The following is a 17,792-nucleotide window of genomic DNA, read 5'->3' as shown; positions in this document are numbered from 1 at the left end:
GTTGCGTATCCCCGCTCTGTTTGGTGGGCACGCTTCGCTTTGCCCACCCTACGAAGGGAGGACGCTACGCAAACACCGCGCCGAACCGCTCCAGAAACTGCTTCTCGGCCCGCGCCGCGGTCCAGGGCGTGAGATAGTCACGCCGGACGCTGTCGGACAGCCCCGGATCCTTGCCGAACAGGCGCCGCGCCTCGCTTTCGCTGAAGCCGGCAAGCTCGGTCGCCTCGAGATAGGCCGCGCCGCGATCGGCGGCCTTGATGGCTTGCGTGATCTCCTCGGGCAGCACCGGCGGCAAGCCGAAGCGGATGTGGATGGCGCCGAGCAGGCGCTTTTCCACGGCCTTGTAGTGACCGTCGAGCACCGCCTTGAACGGCGAGATCATGTCGCCGATCACGTATTCGGGCGCATCGTGCAGCAGGGCTGCGAGCCGCATGCGCTGGTCCACGCGCGGCATCTCGTGCCGCAGCACGGTCTCCACCAGCAGCGTGTGCTGCGCGACCGAGAAGATGTGGGCGCCGGTGGTCTGCCCGTTCCAGCGCGCGACGCGCGCCAGCCCATGGGCGATGTCGGCGATCTCGACGTCGAGCGGGGAGGGATCGAGCAGATCGAGCCGCCGGCCCGACAGCATGCGCTGCCAGGCGCGGGATTCCGCGCCGCGCGTCGTCTTCTTCGCGCTCATTTGGCCTTGAGGCGCGGCTTGCGCTGCAGCTTGCTGCAGGTGGCGTGGCAATGGCAGTCGACGAGATGGTCGTTCACCATGCCGGTCGCCTGCATGAAGGCATAGACGATGGTCGGGCCGACGAACTTGAAGCCGCGCGAGGACAGCTCCTTGGAGATCTGCACCGACAGCGGCGTCGAGGCCGGCACGCTCGCCGTGGTCTTGAAATTGTTGACCTTGGGCTTGCCGCCCATGAAGTCCCACAGCAGCTTCGAGAAGCCGGGTCCCTTCTCCATGATGTCGAGATACGACTTGGCGCTCAGGATCGTACCCTCGATCTTGGAGCGGTTGCGCACGATGCCGGCATCGTTCATCAGCGCGTGCACCTTCTTGTCGGTGTAGCGCGCGATCTTCTCCGGCTGGAAATCGTCGAAGGCTTTGCGGAAATTGTCGCGCTTGCGCAGGATCGTGATCCAGGAGAGACCGGCCTGGAAGCCGTCGAGGATCAGCTTTTCGTAGAGCGCGCGGTCGTCATATTCGGGCACGCCCCATTCGGTGTCGTGATAGGCGACATAGAGCGGGTCTTCGCCGGGCCAGGGGCAGCGGGTCTTTCCGTCGGGATGCAGGCGGGGGGCACGGCTCATGCGATGGGCTGCTTTGCGGGAATGCGGACGACGTCGGGTTCTGCCAGCTTCAAGGCGAGGCCGCCGGCGGTGATCGGCTGGCCGGCGTCGAGCGCGTCGGCGACACGGTCGATGCGCACCAGCGCGATGCCCTTGCCTTGCGCCGACGAGCCCATGGTGCCGACCTGCTTGTCGCCGGCCATCACGCTGACTCCGACTTCCGGCGAGACGTCGTCGAGCAGCACCTTGACGCTGCGCGTGCGCGCGGTGCCGCGATGCTGCATGCGCGAGACGACCTCCTGGCCGACATAGCAGCCCTTGTCGAAATCGACGCCGGCAAGGCGGTCCATGTTGGTCTCGTGCGGGAACGCATCGCTGTACATGAAATCGAGCCCGCCGCGCGGCACGCCGAGCGCGATGCGGTGCGCCTCGTAGTCGGCGGCATCGACCAGGTCGGCGCCGATCAGGTCGGACAGCTTCTGCTTGAGATCCTCGGGGATCAGGATGCGGGTGCCGAGCTCGGCGTTGCGCGGGTCGGTGAAGGCAAGGTCCGGCTGCGCCGCGGGCTGGCCGTCCCAGGCCGCGAGCACGCCGAGATCGAGGTTTTCCACCGTGACCTTGGCGCGCAGCTTGTAGAATTTCAGCTTGGTGGCGAGGGTGGCCGCCAGCGCCTTCGGGCAGTCGATCAGGAACCCGCCGCCATGGCCGGCCGGCACCTCCGTGATCAGGAAATCGACGATGATCTTGCCCTGCGGCGTCAGCAGCGCGCCGAATCGCCCCAGGCCCGGCTTCAGCCTGTCGACATCGGTCGTGATCAGGCCGTTGAGGAAGTTGCGCGCATCCTCGCCCGCGACCTTGATGACGCTCCGGTCGGGAAGAAACGCTGATTTCATGCGAATATCTCTTGCGACATGTTGCTGCGGAACGTAAGCCCGCAAGGCATAAACGACAAGACCTCAAGCCCTGCGCTTGGGGATGAGAGAGGCCCCATGACCCAGCGTTTCGATGTGATCTTGAAGGGCGGCACCGTCGTCAACCAGGACGGCGAGGGTGTACGCGATATCGGCATCACCAATGGCCGCATCGCCGAGCTGGGTCCGCTGTCGCAGGCCTCCGCTGCCGAGGTGATCGACTGCAAGGGCCTCCACATCCTGCCCGGCGTCATGGATACGCAGGTGCATTTCCGCGAACCCGGGCTGGAGCAGAAGGAAGACCTCGAGACCGGCTCGCGGAGCGCCGTGATGGGCGGTGTCACCGCCGTGTTCGAGATGCCGAACACCTCGCCGCTGACCGTGACGGAAGCCACCTTCAGCGACAAGATCAAGCGCGCCCATCATCGCATGCATTGCGATTTCGCCTTCTTCATCGGCGGCACCCGCGAGAACGTGCAGGATCTGCCGGTGCTGGAGCGCGCGCCGGGCTGTGCCGGCGTCAAGGTGTTCATCGGCTCGTCCACCGGCGCGCTGCTGGTCGAGGACGACGAGAGCCTGCGCCGCATCTTCCAGGTGATCCGCCGCCGCGCCGCTTTCCACGCCGAGGACGAGTACCGCCTCAACGACCGCAAGTCGTTGCGCATCGAGGGTGATCCCCGCTCGCATCCGGTCTGGCGCGACGAGACCGCGGCGCTGATGGCGACGCAGCGCCTCGTCAAGCTCGCGCACGAAACGGGCAAGCGCATCCACGTGCTGCACATCTCGACCAAGGAAGAGATCGAGTTCCTGCGCGACCACAAGGATGTCGCCTCCTGCGAGGCGACGCCGCATCATCTGACGCTGGTCGCGCCCGAATGCTACGAGCGGCTCGGCACGCTCGCGCAGATGAACCCGCCGGTGCGCGGCGCCGACCACCGCGCCGGCATCTGGCGCGGCATCGAGCAGGGCATCATCGACGTGCTCGGCTCCGACCACGCTCCGCATACGCTGGAGGAGAAGCAGAAGACCTATCCGGCGTCGCCCTCCGGCATGACCGGCGTGCAGACGCTGGTGCCGCTGATGCTCGACCACGTCAATGCGGGCCGCCTGTCGCTGGCACGCTTTGTCGATCTCACCAGCGCCGGCCCCGCGCGCCTCTACAATATGGCCTGCAAGGGCCGCATCGCCGCCGGCTACGACGCCGACTTCACCGTGGTCGACTTGAAGCGCAGCGAAACCATCACCAACAAATGGGTGGCCTCCAAGGCCGGCTGGACGCCCTATGACGGCGTGCGCGTACAGGGGTGGCCCGTCGGCACCTTCATCCGCGGCCGCCGCGTGATGTGGCAGGGCGAGCTGGTGACGGCCTCGCAGGGCGAGCCGGTGCGGTTTCTGGAGACGTTGAAGCAGTAGGGGCAAGGTCCCGCTCCTCGCTCCGCTGTCATGCCCCGCCTAGTGCGCAATTGCGCACGGGGGCGGGGCATCCAGTACGCCGCGGCTTCTCGGTTCAATCGCCGCCGCCTCTGGAATACTGGATTGCCCGCCTTCGCGGGCAATGACAGAGTGCCCGGCGGCGCGAGCGCAATTTGGAGTGCAGTCCAATGCCCCAAGCGACACCCCTCATCACCTCCGAGCAGCTCGCCGCCATCCTCGGCGATCCCAATCTCCGCCTCTACGACTGCACCACCTACAACGAGCCCGTGCCGCCGGGCAGCGACGTGCCCTATCGCGCGGTGCCGGGCGACAAGACGTTCGCGGCCGGCCATATTCCCGGCGCGGATTTTCTCGACCTGCAGGGCGAGTTCTCCGACAAATCCGCGCAGCAGTTCTTCATGATGCCTGACGTGGCCCAGCTGGAGGCCGCCTTCGGCCGCCACGGCCTCGATGCGTCCAAGACCATCGTGCTCTACAGCATCGGCACCATGATGTGGTCGACGCGGTTCTGGTGGATGCTGCGCTCGCTCGGCGTCGATGCCCGCGTGCTCGACGGCGGCCTCGACAAGTGGAAGGCGGAGGGGCGGGCGATCGAGACGGGTGCGCCGAAGGGCTATCCGGCCACGACCTTCAAGGCCAATCCGCGCGCGGGCTTCTTCGTCGACAAGAACACCGTGAAGGCGCGGATCGGCGATTCCTCGACCGTGATCGTCAACGCCCTTGGGCCGCAATTTCACCAGGGCCTCGAGCCCAGTCGCTATGGCCGGCCCGGCCGCGTTCCCGGCAGCGTCAACGTTCCGGCGGCGACGCTCGCCAATGCCGACAAGACGCTGACGACGCCGGCCGATGCGGAGGCGAAGTTCGCAGCCCAGGGGGTCACGCGCGACAAGAATGTGATCGTGTATTGCGGCGGCGGGATCTCGGCGACGATCGATCTCCTGCTGCTGACGCAGCTCGGCTACGACAAGCTGACGCTGTACGATGCTTCCATGGGCGAATGGGCCCGGGACCCGTCCCTGCCGATCGAGACGGATTAGCCATGGCGCTTTGAACGTGGACGCGAGGTCGTCATGCCCGGGCTTGTCCCGGGCATCCACGTTCTTCGTGCCGCAACGAAAGGCGTGGATGGCCGGGACAAGCCCGGCCATGACGCCGTGGAAAGCTTCCGTGCCCCAGCGCTGAACCCATAAGCGATTACCCCGCTCCTCCAGGGGAGGGTAAAAGAGAAACTAGGGAACCTTCTTCCCTGGCCTGCATCCAATGTCCGGAGCGACTTGAAACAAGCAGGTGACCGCCATGCAACGGACCGCAGCCGGACTGTCCGCCGGCGCCAGAACGCTGGAAGCCGAACTGATCGACCGCGCGCGGGCCCGGGACGAGGCCGCGCTGCGCGAGATCATGCAGGCCAACAACCGCCGGCTCTACCGCCTCGCACGCGCTATTCTGCGCAGTGACAGCGAAGCCGAGGACGTCGTGCAGGAAACCTATGTGCGCGCCTTCACCCATCTCGACGGCTTCCGCGGCGAGTCCGGTCTGTCGACCTGGCTGTCCCGCATTGCCATCAACGAGGCGCTTGGCCGGGCGCGAAGCACAAGGCCGCATGTCGAGCTCGGCTCGGTGTCCGAGGCCGCGCTCGAGGCGCAGATCATCAAGTTTCCCGTTTCTCCTCCAGGCGATCCGGAAAGGACCATGGCCCAACGTGAAATCCAGCGCGTCGTCGAGCGCGCCATCGACGAGTTGCCGGATGTTTTTCGCATGGTGTTCGTCGCACGCGTCATGGAGGGCATGAACATCGAGGAGACTGCCGCTCTGCTCGGCCTGAAGCCCGAGACGGTGAAGACGCGGCTGCACCGCGCCCGCACCATGCTGCGGGAGAATGTCGAGAAGGAGATCGGCCCCGTGATGATGGATGCCTTCCCGTTCGCCGGCTGGCGCTGCGAGCGCCTGACCGAAGCGGTGCTGAAGCGGCTCGGTGTCGGCGGCTGAATTTTTTCGGGAACGTTTGCGCGAAACGTCCATCCAATTCCTGTGAAGCAACGCGCCGGCAAAACGCCCGGCAGCACAGGAGTGTCAAACCATGTTCATTCGTTGGAGCGCGGCGGTCGCCGCGGCCATTCTGTTGTCGGGTCCCGCGCTGCAAGGCGCCATTGCCGCCGACAAGCCGACCGATCCGCAGATCGCCCACATCGCCTACACCGCCGGCGTGATCGACATCAACGCCGCCAAGCAGGCGCAGAAGAAAGCGACGAGCAAGGGCGTCAAGGCGTTTGCCGAGGACATGCTGCGCGACCATGAGGCGGTCAACAAGCAGGCGCTGGCGCTGGTCAAGAAGCTGAACGTCACCCCTGAGGACAACGACACCAGCAAGGCGCTGTCGAAGCAGGCCAGCGACAAGCTGGCGGAGCTGGACAGGCTGAGCGGCGCGGCCTTCGACAAGGCCTATGTCGCCAACGAGGTTGCCTACCACAAGGCGGTCAACAGCGCGCTGGAAACCCAGCTCATTCCGTCCGCCAGCAATGCGGAGCTGAAGAGCCTGTTGCAGACCGGCCTGAAGATCTTCCAGGGCCACGAGCAGCACGCCGAGCATGTCGCGGCCGAGCTGAAATAGGGTGCAGTATGATGCCGGGATGCCTCGCTCCGATCGCGCTTGCGGTCATCGCCCTGTCGATATCAGTCCCGGCGCGCGCCGCGACGATCGAGATCACGATGGAGAGTCTTGTGATCTCTCCGGCGGAGGTGTCGGCGAAGGTCGGTGACACCATCAGCTGGGTCAACAAGGACGTCTTCGCCCACACCGCCACCGCCAAGAACGGCGATTTCGACGTGACGCTGCCGCCGAAGAAGTCGGCGACGTCAGTCCTGAAGAAGGCGGGAATGGTCGAGTATTACTGCCGCTATCATCCCAACATGAAAGCGACGCTCAAGATCGAGCCGTAGGGAGGAGGGAGGGCTTTCCCGGCTCTGGTGGGAAGATCTCCCGGCCGTCGCGAGACTAATGCTTGGCCGCGGGAGCCGGCTTCCGTGCGATAAAGACGGCAGACTTCGCGACGTGTCGCAAAGTCATTCATCCGTCGACTGGCCCCGCCCGCGTGGCGGGGTCATTTTCGATGCGGGCTTACTGCCTGCAGATGTCGACCGAGAACTCGCCGTTGCGGATGCGGCCCGGGAAACCCTCGACGAACTTCGCCACCGCGTCCTCGCCATAGGTACCGACGAGCTCCGCGAAGGCCGCGAACAGGCTGGCCTGCGCCAGGCAGTCGCCGTCGACGCCGTCATGGCGCGCTTCGGCCCAGGCCTCGTTGAGATAGCTCAGTGCGGCCTGTTTCTGCTCGTGATCGGGCAGCGGCGCGCGGGCGGGTGCGTAGGAAATCGACTGGCTCATGAAACTCGACAGGGCTGGAGGCGCGTCCACGGCGATGCGCTGCACGAGAGGTGTAGCACGCGCATTAACGCCCGCTAGGCCACATCTTTAGGAACGGTTAACGGCTGTGAACAAACTCGATGACAGGGTTCCAGCCGCGCGTCCGCGTCGACCCACGTGTCATCCCGGCACGTGCTGATCCTCATGGTGAGGAGCGTGCGCAGCACGCGTCTCGAACCATGCAGGCCCCACTGCTGCAGCCGGGCCTTTCATCCTTCGAGACGCGCGTTCCGCGCTCCCAGCGACAACGGCTTCGCCGTTGCACAAGGGATGAGGATCGTAGTGTTCGGGATTTGAAAGAAGCTCAGTTCGCGTAGCGCGCCGTCAGATCGCGCGAGATCTTCGAGCCTTCCTCGATATAGCGGCGGATCGCTACCGTCGCGGCCGGCGTGCAGCTCCGGTAGGTCTGCTGGAAGCCGTTATAGCCGCGGTTGAAGCCGGCGATCATCCGGGTGCGGCGCTCGCCCGAGGGGGTTTCGGCGTCGATCAGCGCCTGCATCTCGCTGCGCCATTTGTTGCCCTCGTTGGATCCGCAGATGCCGCGCAGATAGTGCAGCCCGCCGAGGATCTCGGCCAGCCGCTGCAATTCGCCGTCAAACGGCGCCGCGGCGTCCTGGGCCCGGGCGGGGCCGCAGGCGCAGGCGAGAATCAAGGCAAAAATGGCCAGAAATCGCGTGGACATCGGCGGCTGTATGCCTCCTCGGGACGGCGGGCGCAAGGCGGGCCGTCAGGCCCCGAGCAGCCTGTGGGCGGACTGGATGATCTCCTCCAGGCCCCCGGTCAGCTTGAGGTCCCCCAGGCTCGCCAGGGCGTCCGGGGCGATCCAGCGGTAATCGTCGAGCTCGTCGTTCAGGGCGGGCTCCTTCGCCACCCAGCGGGCGGCAAAGGACATGATCAGATAGTGGCCGGCGCCGGGCGCAGCCGGCAGCACCTCGCGCCAGCCGGCAAGGCCGACGATCTCGATCTCGAGCCCGGTCTCCTCGTCGACCTCGCGCTTGAGCGCCTGGTGCAGCGATTCGCCGAATTCGACCCGGCCGCCCGGCAGCGAATAGAAGCCTTTTGCCGGCGAGCGGGCGCGGCGGGTCAGAAGCACCTTGCCGTTGCGGAAAATCGCGGCACTGACGGCGATCTGGGGATGGGTGGGCTGGATGACGGCGGACATATCTTCAACCAGCCTGGCTCAATTCGCCATGATGGTGTCGACGTCGGCCTCCGCGCCGCCGTTGATGATGCCGCCGCAGGCCGCGATCAGCGGCTTGACCCAGAGCGTGGCCTGTTCGGCGAGGCGTACGCGGGTTGTATCCTTCTCGACCTCGCGCATGGCCGATCCGACCGCGGTCAGGATCGAGGTCATGGTGTCCGTGATGTGGTCGAACTGGGCGCGCACGTTCGGATCGGCCTTCTCATAGGCCTCGATGGCGAGGTCCCGCGCCTTGAAGTTCGATGCCGTGAAATGCTCCGCATAGGACAGCGGCGACCAGGTCAAGAAATCTTCGGCGCATTCGGGCATATCGGGGACCATTTCCAGCAGCATCACGGCTTCATTGAAATGGTTGAGATAATCAGTGGCAAGCCCGGTTCGCGGGTTGATGTTGGCCACGCGCAGCCGTTCGGCCCAGGCCGCGGCCTCGGGGCCCGTCTGTACATGCCGCGCGGGTTGGGTGGCCGTTGAGCTCATCTGCCGCAGTGTTAACGTTCGGGGTTAAAAGGACCTCAACGGACCCTATATTGGCCCAAGGATGTGTGGACGCTTCGTCATAACTTCAGCCCCCGCGGCTTTACGGCAACTATTCGGCTACATCGAGCAGCCGAATTTCCCGCCCCGGTACAATGTCGCCCCGACGCAACCGATTCCGGTCGTTTTGGTGGAGAATGGCGCGCGCCATTTCCGCCTGATGCGCTGGGGCCTGTTGCCGAGCTGGGTCAAGGATCCCAAGAGCTTCACGCTGCTGATCAACGCCCGCTCGGAGACGGTGCTGGAGAAGCCCGCCTTCAAGAAGGCGATCCGCCGGCGGCGCGGCCTGATCCCGGCCGATGGTTATTACGAATGGAAGTCGGAGGGTGGCCGCAAGCAGCCGTTCTTCATCCACCGCGCCGACGGAGAGCCGCTCGGCTTTGCAGCGGTGTTCGAGACCTGGGTCGGGCCGAACGGCGAGGAGCTCGACACGGTCGCGATCGTCACCGCGGCGGCGAGCACGGATCTCGCCGCGCTGCATGACCGCGTTCCCGTCACGATCAGTCCGCGCGATTTCGAACGCTGGCTCGATCATCGCGGCGACGAGGTCGATGCGATCCTGCCGCTGATGGGCGCCCCGCGCATCGGCGAATTCGCCTGGCACCCCGTCTCCACCCGCGTCAACCGCGTCGCCAATGACGACGATCAGTTGTTGTTGCCGATCAGCGCGGAGGAGATGGAGGCGGAAGCAGAGGCGGCGAAGCCGAAGAAGGCAGCGCGGAAGGCTGCGGCTGCGTCATCGGATGACGGGCAGGGGTCGTTGTTCTAGCTATTGTTGAAATTCGACCCGCGCCCAAAATTCAATCGTCGTCCCGGCGAAGGCCGGGACCCATACCCCCAGGGAGCAGTGTGGCGCGAGATGGTGGTGAGCAATCTCCGCCAAATTGAATGCGGTGGTTATGGGTCCCGGCCTTCGCCGGGACGACGGCCAGTGCCGTAGGGTGGGCAAAGACGCAACGCGCCGTGCCCACGATCTCTCTCTTCAACGCACAATGGTGGGCACGCTTCGCTTTGCCCACCCTACGGCAGCGGAGTTTTAGACAATCTCCCTTGCCCTCAACGCCGCGATCTCCGTCGCATCGAAGCCGAGCTCGCCGAGCACCGCATCCGTATCCGCACCCACTTCCGGCGCCATCCGGTCCAGCCTGCCGCCGCCATGCGCGAGCTTGAAGCCGCTGCCGGCAAAGCGCAGCCGGCCATAGGGCGTGTCGAGCTCCTGGATCGCGCCGCGCGCCTTGATCTGGGGATGGTCGATGACCTCCTCGATCTTCCAGATGCTGGCGCAGGGCGCGCCGGCGTCTTCCAGAATCGTCTCCCACTCGCGCGCGGGCCTTTTCGCCAGCGCCTCTTCGATGATGGCGCGCAGCGCCGGCTCGTTCTCATTGCGCGAAAACCAGTCCGCGAAGCGCGAATCGCTCAGCGTGTCCTCGCGGCCGAGCGCACTCATCAGCGCGCGGTACTGCTTCTCGTTGTTGACGGCGAGCAGGATGTGGCCATCGCCGCATTTGAACAGGTTCGCGGTGGTCCTGCGGCTCACCGCCTGGTTGCCCGAGAGCTGCTGGCGATGCCCTGCGACCGACCAGTCGGCGATTTGCCCTGAGAGAAACGCCATCGTTGCCTCCAGCATGGAGACATCGACAAACTGCCCCTTGCCGGTGCGGTCGCGCTGGTACAGCGCGCTCGACACGCCGAACGCAGCCGTCGCGCCCGAGAGCACGTCGCAGACGGCGAAGCCGGCACGCGTCGGTCCTGTCTCCGGATGCCCCGTGATCGCCATGATGCCCGACAGCGCCTGCATCTTGCCGTCATAGCCGGGCCGCAGGCGATCCGGGCCGGTCTGGCCGAAGCCGGACACCGCGCAATAGATCAGTTTCGGGTTGATCGCCGAGAGTGCCTCGTAGCCGATGCCGAGCTTGTCCATCACGCCCGGCCGGAAGTTCTCCATGACGACGTCGACGGTCGCGGCAAGCTTCTTCACGATCGCGATGGCGTCGGGCTTCTGCAGGTCGAGCGTCAGGCTGCGCTTGTTGCCGTTGATGGCCTGGAATGCGGGGGCGAGCCCGCGCTCGGCCCATTCGCGGGACAGCGGCGTGCGGCGCATGTCCTCGCCCTCGCGCCGCTCGACCTTGATGACGTCCGCGCCTAACAACGCCAGTTGGTAGCTGGCATAAGGACCGGCCAGCACTTGCGTGAAGTCCAGGATCTTCACACCCTCGAACGGTCGCGTCACGTCGCTCTCCCCATTTTGTTTTCGTTGTCGGAGGACGTTAAAGCATGATCCGGACCCGGAGGGCCGCGTTAGCGCAAAGTGCGAAGCGGTTTTCCGGAAAGATCATGCGCAAACAACAATCTAAAGCGCGATGACGATCCATCCGAATCTCATCGCGCTTTAGGCGGCGCGGTTGCCGCGCGCGATCTCCTTCTGCTTGTCGAATTCGGCACGGCGGCGCGCCAGCTCTTCAGGAGAGAGCTGCGCGACGTTGTTGTAGTCGAGCTTCCAGGAGGCGTCCTCGCTCCAGCGCAGCGGCGACTGCATCGTGGTCTGCGGTCCGCTCGCGCTCTCCAGCAGCTTCAACGCGAGCTCCAGCGTCTGCGCCTGGGAAGCGACATCGTGCGGCTTGCCGGCGGAATTGCCGAGCGGGAAATCCGAGAACAGGAAGCGCGGCACGGCGGCGTGCTCGATGATGTCCTTGGCGCAGCCCATGATCACGGTCGGAATGCCGTTGCGCTCGAGGTGCCGCGCCACCAGCGCCGTGGTCTGGTGGCAGACCGGGCAGTTCGGCACCAGCACGGCGACATCCACCTTGTCCGCGAGGCAGCGCGCCAGGATCTCCGGCGCATCGGTGTCGAGCGTGACGCGATGGCTGCGATTGGTCGGTGCGCCGAAGAAGCGCGGTGCCACTTCGCCGATGCGGCCGGAGGCAGACGCCTTCAGGAGCTGCGGCAGCGGAAACCAGGTGCCGTTGTCGGTGGCCGAGGTGTGCTTGCGGTCGTAGCCGATGTGGGAGATGCGAAGGTCGTGCTGTTGCGAGGTGTCGCCGTCATAGACCTGGTAAAACTTCGCGCTGCCGTTATAGGCCGCGCCCGGCCCCTGGTCGCCCTTGGTGGGATCGTAAGGCGCCGCCGTGGTGATGATGGTCACGCGCGACTTCGCCAGCGGCTTCTTCAACGGCTGGAACGGCGCCTCGGTGTAGTGCGCCCAGCGGTAAGCCGTGGTGTAGCCGATCGCCGCGTAATAATCGCGCGTGCGCTGCATGTAGGGGACGGGGGAGTCGTAGTCGGGCGCAAAGCCGAATTCATCGTCGCGCGGAGCGGACATGGGCGCGTCTCCTGGTTCTTGGTTGGGGCCAGATGGTGAAGTGGTATCGGTTCGAGAAGCTGATCGGCCATTTGCGGGACGAGAAAGGACCCGGTCAGCCGGGATACCCGGTGTTGGTGCTGTTTCGGGCGCTGCTGTTGCAATCACTCTATGGTCTTTCGGAACGCGAGCTCGAGGAAGCGCTGGGCGACCGGCTCTCGTTCAAGCGTTTCGTCGGTCTGAGCCTTGAGGATGCGACGCCCGACCATACGGTTCTGAACCGCTTCCGGAACCAGCTCGTCGAACAGGGTCTTCTGGAGAAGTTATTTGGCGAGTTGGATCGCCAGCTTGAGAATGCTGGCGTCATCCTCAAGCGCGGCACGATGCTCGATGCAACCTTGATCCAGGCCGTCTCAGCTCCTCCAAAGGAGGATCGTCCATCAAACGACCCAGATGCCCGGTTCACTAAGCGTCAGGGCAAGGGTGGTTCGACCTTCGGTTACAAGGCCCATATGGGCGTCGATGAGGGATCTGGCCTGATCCGGGCAGTCCTGACGACGCCCGCCAATATCAACGATACAACGCCGGCCGACGAACTGATCCGCGGTGATGAGGCCGTGGTGTGGGCCGATGCGGCTTAYGACACCCATGCCCGGCGGGCTCGGMTAAAAGCGGAAGGCAAGAAGCCCCGCATCGCCCGTCGTCCGAACCGGCATCATCCGGAGTTGTCGCCGAGGCTCAAACGCTACAACCGTCTCATCGCACGACGGCGGGCAACGGTAGAGACCACCTTTGCGACCCTCAAACGCCGGATGCGGCTCACTTGCATCCGCTACGTCGGAATCACCAAGGCAAGCGGACAAGTCCTGCTTGCCTCCATCGCCTTCAACATGAGGCGGTGGGCCACGATCGCCGCGTGAGACGCCCGCCAAGGGCGCCGACTACCGTCTCGGCCTCACAAAAAGACGCAGACGCAGCCCTCTCTCGACGTTTCCTGCCCCAAAAATGCAGTAGCGCAACAGGCCCCTTGTGGGAGAGGGTGGCTCGCCGCGCAGCGGCGAGACGGGTGAGGGGTCTCTATCCTCACGAACGGTCTCGTACGTGGAGAGATACCCCTCATCCGGCGCTTCGCGCCACCTTCTCCCGCAAGGGGAGAAGGTGAAGAAAGGCAGCTCGTCCGGCTCTCACCTGAAAATATGCAGCGCCGCGTATTGCAGCAGCATGATCGCCTTGGCGTCGATGATGCGGCCATCGGCGATCATCGCCAGCGCTTCGTCGATGGAGAGCTCCAGCACCTCGATGTCCTCGCCCTCGTGCTCGAGGCCGCCGCCGTCGCTCACCCGCATGTCCGGCTCGTATTCGGCGACGAAGAAATGCAGCTTCTCGGTCACCGCGCCGGGGCTCATGAAGGCCTCGAACACCTTGTGGACGTGGTGCAGGCGGTAGCCGGTCTCCTCCTCGGCCTCGGCGCGGATGCGCTCTTCCGGCGAGGCATTGTCCAGCACGCCGGCGGCCGCCTCGATCAAGAGGTCGTCGTAGCCGCGGATGAAGGCCGGCAGGCGGAATTGCTTCACCAGGATCACGGTGCGCCGGGCGAGGTTGTAGGGCAGCACGGCGGCGGCGTTGTCGCGCTCATAGGTCTCGCGGTGCTGCGTCTGCCAGGCGCCATCGGCGCGCCGGTACTCGAACGTCGTGGTCTTGAGCGGCGTCCAGTTGTCCGAGAGCACGCGGACGTCCTTGATGCGGACGCGGTCGGAAATGGTCATGAGGTCTCTCTCTTCTTCACCTCTCCCCGCTTGCGGGGAGAGGTCGGATTGCGCAGCAAGCCGGGTGAGGGGGTACAGGTCCCGTCGACGATCTCACGTGCGGAGAGAGGCCCCTCACCCCAACCCTCTCCCCGTAAGAACGGGGCGAGGGGGCGCAGTTGCGTTCGCGGCGGCATCTCGATCTCAGTTGCTGGGCGTGGCGCGGCCGTCGAGCCACTTCTGGAACATCACGGAGGTGGAGAGCTCGAAGCCCAGCGAATTGTAGAACGCATTGGCCTGCTCGTTCTCGCGGCGGACCAGCAGCTGGAGCTTCGATATCCCGGCCGCCCGCAGCCAGTCCTCCGCCGCCGCCATGATCGCTCTTCCATAGCCGCGCTTGCGTCCATCCGGATCGACCGCGACGTAATAGACCCAGCCGCGATGACCGTCATGGCCGACCATGACGGTCGAAACGATAGCGCCGCCATCGCGGCCGACCAGAACAGTGGAATTGTCGCGCCGCCGCGCCAGCGCGATGTCGGCATGCGGATCGTTCCAGGGCCGCGTCAGCCCGCAGCGCTGCCACAGCGCCACGACCGGCTCGACATCGGCGTCGTTGATCGCGTCGATCCTGAGAGCGCTCACAGCACCTTCCCCGGATTCATGATGCCCTGCGGATCGAGCATTGCCTTGATCGACCGCATCAGCTCGATCGCGGTCTTGTCCTTGACCTCGGGCAGCTCGTCGCGCTTGAGCACGCCGATACCGTGCTCGGCCGAGATCGAGCCACCCATGCGCAGCACGATCTCGAACACGACCGCGTTCACCTCGTGCCAGCGCGCCAGATAGTCCGCCGTGTTGGCGCCGATGGGCTGGCTGACATTATAATGAAGGTTGCCGTCGCCGAGATGGCCGAACGGCACCGGCCGCGCGCCCGGGATCAGCTTGACCACGGCGGCATCGGCCTCCGCGATGAAGGCGGGCACGGCGGCGACGGGCACGGAGATGTCGTGCTTGATCGAGCCGCCCTCGGGCTTCTGCGCCGCCGACATCTCCTCGCGCAGCTTCCAGAAATTGTTGCGCTGGGCGAGGCTGGCCGCGATCACGGCGTCGTCGACGATCTCTTCTTCCATGGCGCGGCCGAGGATCGTCTCCAGCGGCGTGCGGGCATCGTCGCCGGGGGAGGACAGTTCCATCAGCACGTACCAGGGATGCTTCTCGGCGAGCGGGTCGCGCACGTCGATGCCGTGGCGGACCGAGAAATCCACCGCCATCTCCGACAGCAGCTCGAAGCTCGTCAGCGTGTTGGCGGCCTCGCTCTGCGCAATCGTCAGCAGCTTCAAGGCGGCCGCCGGCGATTTCAGCCCGACATAGGCGGTCTCGACCGCCCGCGGCTTCGGAAACAGTTTCAGGGTCGCCGCCGTGATGATGCCGAGCGTGCCTTCGGCGCCGATGAAGAGGTTGTGCAGATTGTAGCCGGTGTTGTCCTTCTTCAGCTTCGACAGCACGTTGAGCACGCGTCCGTCGGCGAGCACCACTTCCAGCCCCAGTGCCATCTCGCGCGCGACGCCATAGGCGAGGGCGGCGGTGCCGCCGGCATTGGTCGAGAGATTGCCGCCGATGGTGCAGCTGCCTTCCGCGCCCAGCGACAGCGGAAACAGCCGGTCGACGTCGGACGCCTTCTGCTGCGCGATCTGCAGCACCACGCCGGCTTCGACCGTCATGGTGTTGGAGGCGGTGTCGACCTCGCGGATCTTGTCGAGGCGCCGCAGCGACACCACCACCTCGCCATTGTGCGGCGTCTGCCCGCCGACGAGGCCGGTGTTGCCGCCCTGCGGCACCAGCGCGATGTTGTGCGCGGAGGCGAGCTTGCAGATTTCGGAGACCTCCGCGGTCGAGCCCGGGCGCAGCACCAGCGGCGAGCGGCCGTGGAACAAATTGCGCTCCTCGGTGACATAGGGCTCGATGTCGGTCGCGTCCGTGATCGCGTGGCGATCGCCGACGATCTTGCGGAATTGTTCGATCAGCTCGGGCGCAAGCGGAGGGATGGCGGATTTGTTTATGTTCATTCTCTGGTCTCTTCTCAAGCTTCTTATCGCGCCACCGCCGCCCGGCGCAGCCGGTCGTTGATCGCCTCGCCCAGATCGACTTCGGGAATCGGCATCACTGCGATCGACCGCGGGCTCTTCGCATCCAGGCTGCGAAGATAGCCGAACAGATTGGCGGCGGCTTCATCGAGATCACCGGCGGGCGACAGATTCATGACGGCCGAGGCAGCGTCAAGGCCGGGCAGGCGTGCGGGGCCGAACGCCAGCAGCGCTTCATCAGGCGCAACATCCCGCGCGTTGAGCCGCACATTGGCGCGCGGTGCGTAGTGCGAGGCCAGCATCCCCGGCGCCAGCGGCTGGCTGTCGTCGCTGCCGGCCTCCACCGGGGGCCGCGCCAGCGGCACGCCCAGAACAGCCTCGATTCGCTCGCGCGACAGCCCGCCGGGCCGGAGCAGCATCGGCTCCTCGAAGCAGCCGACGATGGTCGATTCGACGCCGACCGTAACCGGCCCGCCGTCGACGATCAGGTCGATCCGCCCGGCAAGGTCGCTTTCGACGTGCCCCGCCTCGGTCGGGGAGACATGGCCGGAGATATTTGCCGACGGCGCCACCACCGCCCCGCCGAACGCGCGCAGGATCGCCTCGGCGACCGGATGGGCGGGAACGCGGATCGCGAGGGTGTCGAGGCCGGCGGTGGCGAGATCCGCCACCGGGCAGTCGTCGGTCTTCGGCACCACCAGGGTCAGCGGCCCCGGCCAGAACGCCTCCGCAAGCCTTCTGGCGCGGGCATCGAACCGGCCGATCCGCTCCGCGGCCGCGAGATCGGCGACGTGGGCGATCAGCGGATTGAAGGCCGGCCGCCCCTTGGCGCTGTAGATATGGGCAACGGCCGTGGCATTGGCGGCATCCGCGCCGAGCCCGTAGACCGTCTCGGTCGGAAACGCGACCAGCCCGCCGGCGGCCAAGGTCCGGGCGGCGGCTTCCGCGCCGGCCGTGCCGGCCGGTAAAATCAGCGTTTCAAGACCCGTTTTCACAGGGACAAAATTCCTCAACTCGGCCGCTTGCGGTGCGCCAAACCCGACGCTATAAGCCGCCTTCTTGTCGGAGTGTGGCTCAGCCCGGTAGAGCACTGCGTTCGGGACGCAGGGGTCGCAGGTTCGAATCCTGCCACTCCGACCATTCTTCCAAAAGTCGACGTTTTCCAAAGGCTTGGCGGACCGGCCGCCAGGGCCTTGGGACGCCTTTCTGCAACGATTTTCGGGGCGGGTCCACGGCCGATTTGGCTGGGCAGGACGGCATTTGCGGAAAGCACGGCTCCGCGCCGGATCCGACAGCGCGGCTGTTGAGCCAGCGTCGCCGCCTCCGCTCTTGCCGCGGTAGGTCAGAGGACGACCGCCGCGCCAGCCGGCACTTCGATCCGCAACACCATCATCCAGCGTCCGCGCCGGCCCCGTGCACCTTGCCGCGCGCGATCACCATCCAGTGCTGCGTCCGGAACCGGCCTCGTCCACCTGCCATCAACCATCCACTCAATCCGAGGTGAGGTCATCATCTCACTTCGCGCCTCGCGCGAATTGAGGCAAACGTATAGGTTTACAATCTCCGATTGCTCACGCCGCGCGACGACCATCGCGCCTCGCGATCGCCAGCGCAAAGACATCTCGACGTCACGGGATCATCACTCTCTGCGCAAAGTGACATGCGATGGATGTCAGCAACGGGGTGGCGGACAAGATCGGTTCCCTACATCGCTGAAATGATCAGGCTGCTTGCGCAGCAGCGCATTCGGCGTGCCGTCGCATCGGCACAGCGGTGCGTCGATTCGCGCGCGAAGCGAATCTGAATCGTGACAGTTTTGTTCCGTCGCGGAACTCGAATGAAGGAGCATCATAGATGTGCGCGAACAGCTGAAAATTTAG

19 protein-coding genes, 1 tRNA gene and 1 pseudogene are annotated in these 17,792 nt (G+C 65.5%); 8 read left to right on the top strand and 13 right to left on the bottom strand.

Features of this window, described 5'->3' with window-relative positions:
• Window positions 1-64 precede the first annotated feature (64 nt).
• From A7X65_RS29450 to ygfZ, 3 genes are read right to left on the bottom strand one after another with little or no spacing between them, the layout of a single operon-like run.
• Window positions 65-679, bottom strand: coding sequence for a YfbR-like 5'-deoxynucleotidase (locus tag A7X65_RS29450; protein ID WP_063691892.1), 615 nt, complete (start codon window positions 677-679; stop codon window positions 65-67).
• Window positions 676-1,302: a DNA-3-methyladenine glycosylase I gene (locus A7X65_RS29445; protein WP_063691889.1), complete on the bottom strand. Its 627-nt coding sequence runs from the start codon at window positions 1,300-1,302 to the stop codon at window positions 676-678. Before A7X65_RS29445 ends, A7X65_RS29450 begins: the two co-directional genes overlap by 4 nt.
• Complete coding sequence (ygfZ, locus tag A7X65_RS29440; RefSeq protein WP_063691886.1) at window positions 1,299-2,174, bottom strand: CAF17-like 4Fe-4S cluster assembly/insertion protein YgfZ; 876 nt, start codon at window positions 2,172-2,174, stop codon at window positions 1,299-1,301. Before ygfZ ends, A7X65_RS29445 begins: the two co-directional genes overlap by 4 nt.
• Before the next feature lie 96 nt (window positions 2,175-2,270).
• Here ygfZ and A7X65_RS29435 point away from each other — a divergent pair, with 96 nt between their 5' ends.
• From A7X65_RS29435 to A7X65_RS29415, 5 genes are all read left to right on the top strand, one after another.
• A complete protein-coding gene (locus A7X65_RS29435) occupies window positions 2,271-3,605 on the top strand; it encodes a dihydroorotase (RefSeq protein ID WP_063691884.1) in 1,335 nt (444 codons plus the stop codon).
• Window positions 3,606-3,793: 188 nt separating this feature from the next.
• On the top strand, window positions 3,794-4,663 hold the full coding sequence (locus tag A7X65_RS29430) for a sulfurtransferase (protein ID WP_063691881.1): 870 nt from the start codon (window positions 3,794-3,796) through the stop codon (window positions 4,661-4,663).
• Window positions 4,664-4,922: 259 nt separating this feature from the next.
• On the top strand, window positions 4,923-5,612 hold the full coding sequence (locus A7X65_RS29425; protein WP_063691878.1) for an RNA polymerase sigma factor: 690 nt from the start codon (window positions 4,923-4,925) through the stop codon (window positions 5,610-5,612).
• Window positions 5,613-5,703: 91 nt separating this feature from the next.
• On the top strand, window positions 5,704-6,234 hold the full coding sequence (locus A7X65_RS29420) for a DUF4142 domain-containing protein (RefSeq protein WP_063691875.1): 531 nt from the start codon (window positions 5,704-5,706) through the stop codon (window positions 6,232-6,234).
• Window positions 6,235-6,242: 8 nt separating this feature from the next.
• The gene (locus tag A7X65_RS29415; protein WP_156528191.1) at window positions 6,243-6,563 is read left to right on the top strand and encodes a cupredoxin domain-containing protein; all 321 of its coding nucleotides are present in this window, start codon (window positions 6,243-6,245) and stop codon (window positions 6,561-6,563) included.
• Window positions 6,564-6,741: 178 nt separating this feature from the next.
• Here the strand turns inward: A7X65_RS29415 and A7X65_RS29410 are convergent, their stop codons facing one another.
• From A7X65_RS29410 to A7X65_RS29395, 4 genes are all read right to left on the bottom strand, one after another.
• Window positions 6,742-7,008, bottom strand: coding sequence for a hypothetical protein (locus tag A7X65_RS29410; RefSeq protein WP_063691872.1), 267 nt, complete (start codon window positions 7,006-7,008; stop codon window positions 6,742-6,744).
• 343 nt (window positions 7,009-7,351) lie between these two features.
• On the bottom strand, window positions 7,352-7,729 hold the full coding sequence (locus A7X65_RS29405) for a TIGR02301 family protein (protein WP_063691870.1): 378 nt from the start codon (window positions 7,727-7,729) through the stop codon (window positions 7,352-7,354).
• Window positions 7,730-7,774: 45 nt separating this feature from the next.
• Window positions 7,775-8,209, bottom strand: coding sequence for an NUDIX hydrolase (locus A7X65_RS29400; RefSeq protein WP_063691868.1), 435 nt, complete (start codon window positions 8,207-8,209; stop codon window positions 7,775-7,777).
• 18 nt (window positions 8,210-8,227) lie between these two features.
• Window positions 8,228-8,725 (bottom strand): hypothetical protein, encoded by a 498-nt coding sequence (locus A7X65_RS29395; RefSeq protein WP_063691864.1) that lies wholly within the window; start codon window positions 8,723-8,725, stop codon window positions 8,228-8,230.
• Window positions 8,726-8,786: 61 nt separating this feature from the next.
• Between A7X65_RS29395 and A7X65_RS29390 the strand changes: the two genes are divergently transcribed.
• The gene (locus A7X65_RS29390; protein WP_063691861.1) at window positions 8,787-9,551 is read left to right on the top strand and encodes an SOS response-associated peptidase; all 765 of its coding nucleotides are present in this window, start codon (window positions 8,787-8,789) and stop codon (window positions 9,549-9,551) included.
• A gap of 267 nt (window positions 9,552-9,818) precedes the next feature.
• Here A7X65_RS29390 and A7X65_RS29385 read toward each other — a convergent pair whose 3' ends face one another.
• Both A7X65_RS29385 and A7X65_RS29380 read right to left on the bottom strand, forming a co-directional pair.
• A complete protein-coding gene (locus A7X65_RS29385; RefSeq protein ID WP_063691857.1) occupies window positions 9,819-11,012 on the bottom strand; it encodes a CaiB/BaiF CoA transferase family protein in 1,194 nt (397 codons plus the stop codon).
• Between the two features lie 159 nt (window positions 11,013-11,171).
• On the bottom strand, window positions 11,172-12,101 hold the full coding sequence (locus A7X65_RS29380; RefSeq protein WP_063691854.1) for a glycine/sarcosine/betaine reductase selenoprotein B family protein: 930 nt from the start codon (window positions 12,099-12,101) through the stop codon (window positions 11,172-11,174).
• 32 nt (window positions 12,102-12,133) lie between these two features.
• Here A7X65_RS29380 and A7X65_RS29375 point away from each other — a divergent pair.
• A pseudogene (locus A7X65_RS29375) lies at window positions 12,134-13,000 on the top strand (IS5 family transposase); the annotation flags it as partial.
• 264 nt (window positions 13,001-13,264) lie between these two features.
• On the opposite strand, the gene A7X65_RS29370 reads toward A7X65_RS29375, so the two are convergent.
• The 4 genes from A7X65_RS29370 to A7X65_RS29355 form a co-directional block, all read right to left on the bottom strand.
• Window positions 13,265-13,846: an NUDIX hydrolase gene (locus tag A7X65_RS29370; RefSeq protein WP_063691850.1), complete on the bottom strand. Its 582-nt coding sequence runs from the start codon at window positions 13,844-13,846 to the stop codon at window positions 13,265-13,267.
• Between the two features lie 183 nt (window positions 13,847-14,029).
• Window positions 14,030-14,470, bottom strand: coding sequence for a GNAT family acetyltransferase (locus A7X65_RS29365; protein ID WP_063691848.1), 441 nt, complete (start codon window positions 14,468-14,470; stop codon window positions 14,030-14,032).
• Window positions 14,467-15,894 carry an FAD-binding oxidoreductase gene (locus A7X65_RS29360; protein WP_063691846.1) on the bottom strand — a complete coding sequence of 476 codons (1,428 nt, stop codon included), beginning with the start codon at window positions 15,892-15,894 and terminating at the stop codon, window positions 14,467-14,469. Before A7X65_RS29360 ends, A7X65_RS29365 begins: the two co-directional genes overlap by 4 nt.
• Window positions 15,895-15,917: 23 nt before the next feature.
• Window positions 15,918-17,003 (bottom strand): L-threonylcarbamoyladenylate synthase, encoded by a 1,086-nt coding sequence (locus A7X65_RS29355; RefSeq protein ID WP_082885100.1) that lies wholly within the window; start codon window positions 17,001-17,003, stop codon window positions 15,918-15,920.
• Between A7X65_RS29355 and A7X65_RS29350 the strand changes: the two genes are divergently transcribed.
• Window positions 16,976-17,052 (top strand) — tRNA-Pro (locus A7X65_RS29350). The genes A7X65_RS29355 and A7X65_RS29350 overlap by 28 nt on opposite strands.
• Window positions 17,053-17,792: the final 740 nt, after the last annotated feature.

This window comes from Bradyrhizobium stylosanthis, from assembly GCF_001641335.1.
GTDB classification, from domain to species: domain Bacteria; phylum Pseudomonadota; class Alphaproteobacteria; order Rhizobiales; family Xanthobacteraceae; genus Bradyrhizobium; species Bradyrhizobium stylosanthis.
Note: the sequence above shows the minus strand (reverse complement) of the source record. Positions and strands in the feature narration are given on the sequence as shown.

Coding starts and splice junctions, on each gene's coding strand:
- A7X65_RS29400 (WP_063691868.1), bottom strand. CDS start 8,209: ATGTCCGCCGTCATCCAGCCCACCCATCCCCAGATCGCCGTCAGTGCC.
- A7X65_RS29380 (WP_063691854.1), bottom strand. CDS start 12,101: ATGTCCGCTCCGCGCGACGATGAATTCGGCTTTGCGCCCGACTACGAC.
- A7X65_RS29420 (WP_063691875.1), top strand. CDS start 5,704: ATGTTCATTCGTTGGAGCGCGGCGGTCGCCGCGGCCATTCTGTTGTCG.
- A7X65_RS29370 (WP_063691850.1), bottom strand. CDS start 13,846: ATGACCATTTCCGACCGCGTCCGCATCAAGGACGTCCGCGTGCTCTCG.
- A7X65_RS29435 (WP_063691884.1), top strand. CDS start 2,271: ATGACCCAGCGTTTCGATGTGATCTTGAAGGGCGGCACCGTCGTCAAC.
- A7X65_RS29445 (WP_063691889.1), bottom strand. CDS start 1,302: ATGAGCCGTGCCCCCCGCCTGCATCCCGACGGAAAGACCCGCTGCCCC.
- A7X65_RS29390 (WP_063691861.1), top strand. CDS start 8,787: ATGTGTGGACGCTTCGTCATAACTTCAGCCCCCGCGGCTTTACGGCAA.
- A7X65_RS29405 (WP_063691870.1), bottom strand. CDS start 7,729: ATGTCCACGCGATTTCTGGCCATTTTTGCCTTGATTCTCGCCTGCGCC.
- A7X65_RS29430 (WP_063691881.1), top strand. CDS start 3,794: ATGCCCCAAGCGACACCCCTCATCACCTCCGAGCAGCTCGCCGCCATC.
- A7X65_RS29360 (WP_063691846.1), bottom strand. CDS start 15,894: ATGAACATAAACAAATCCGCCATCCCTCCGCTTGCGCCCGAGCTGATC.
- A7X65_RS29395 (WP_063691864.1), bottom strand. CDS start 8,725: ATGAGCTCAACGGCCACCCAACCCGCGCGGCATGTACAGACGGGCCCC.
- A7X65_RS29415 (WP_156528191.1), top strand. CDS start 6,243: ATGATGCCGGGATGCCTCGCTCCGATCGCGCTTGCGGTCATCGCCCTG.
- A7X65_RS29410 (WP_063691872.1), bottom strand. CDS start 7,008: ATGAGCCAGTCGATTTCCTACGCACCCGCCCGCGCGCCGCTGCCCGAT.
- ygfZ (WP_063691886.1), bottom strand. CDS start 2,174: ATGAAATCAGCGTTTCTTCCCGACCGGAGCGTCATCAAGGTCGCGGGC.
- A7X65_RS29425 (WP_063691878.1), top strand. CDS start 4,923: ATGCAACGGACCGCAGCCGGACTGTCCGCCGGCGCCAGAACGCTGGAA.
- A7X65_RS29450 (WP_063691892.1), bottom strand. CDS start 679: ATGAGCGCGAAGAAGACGACGCGCGGCGCGGAATCCCGCGCCTGGCAG.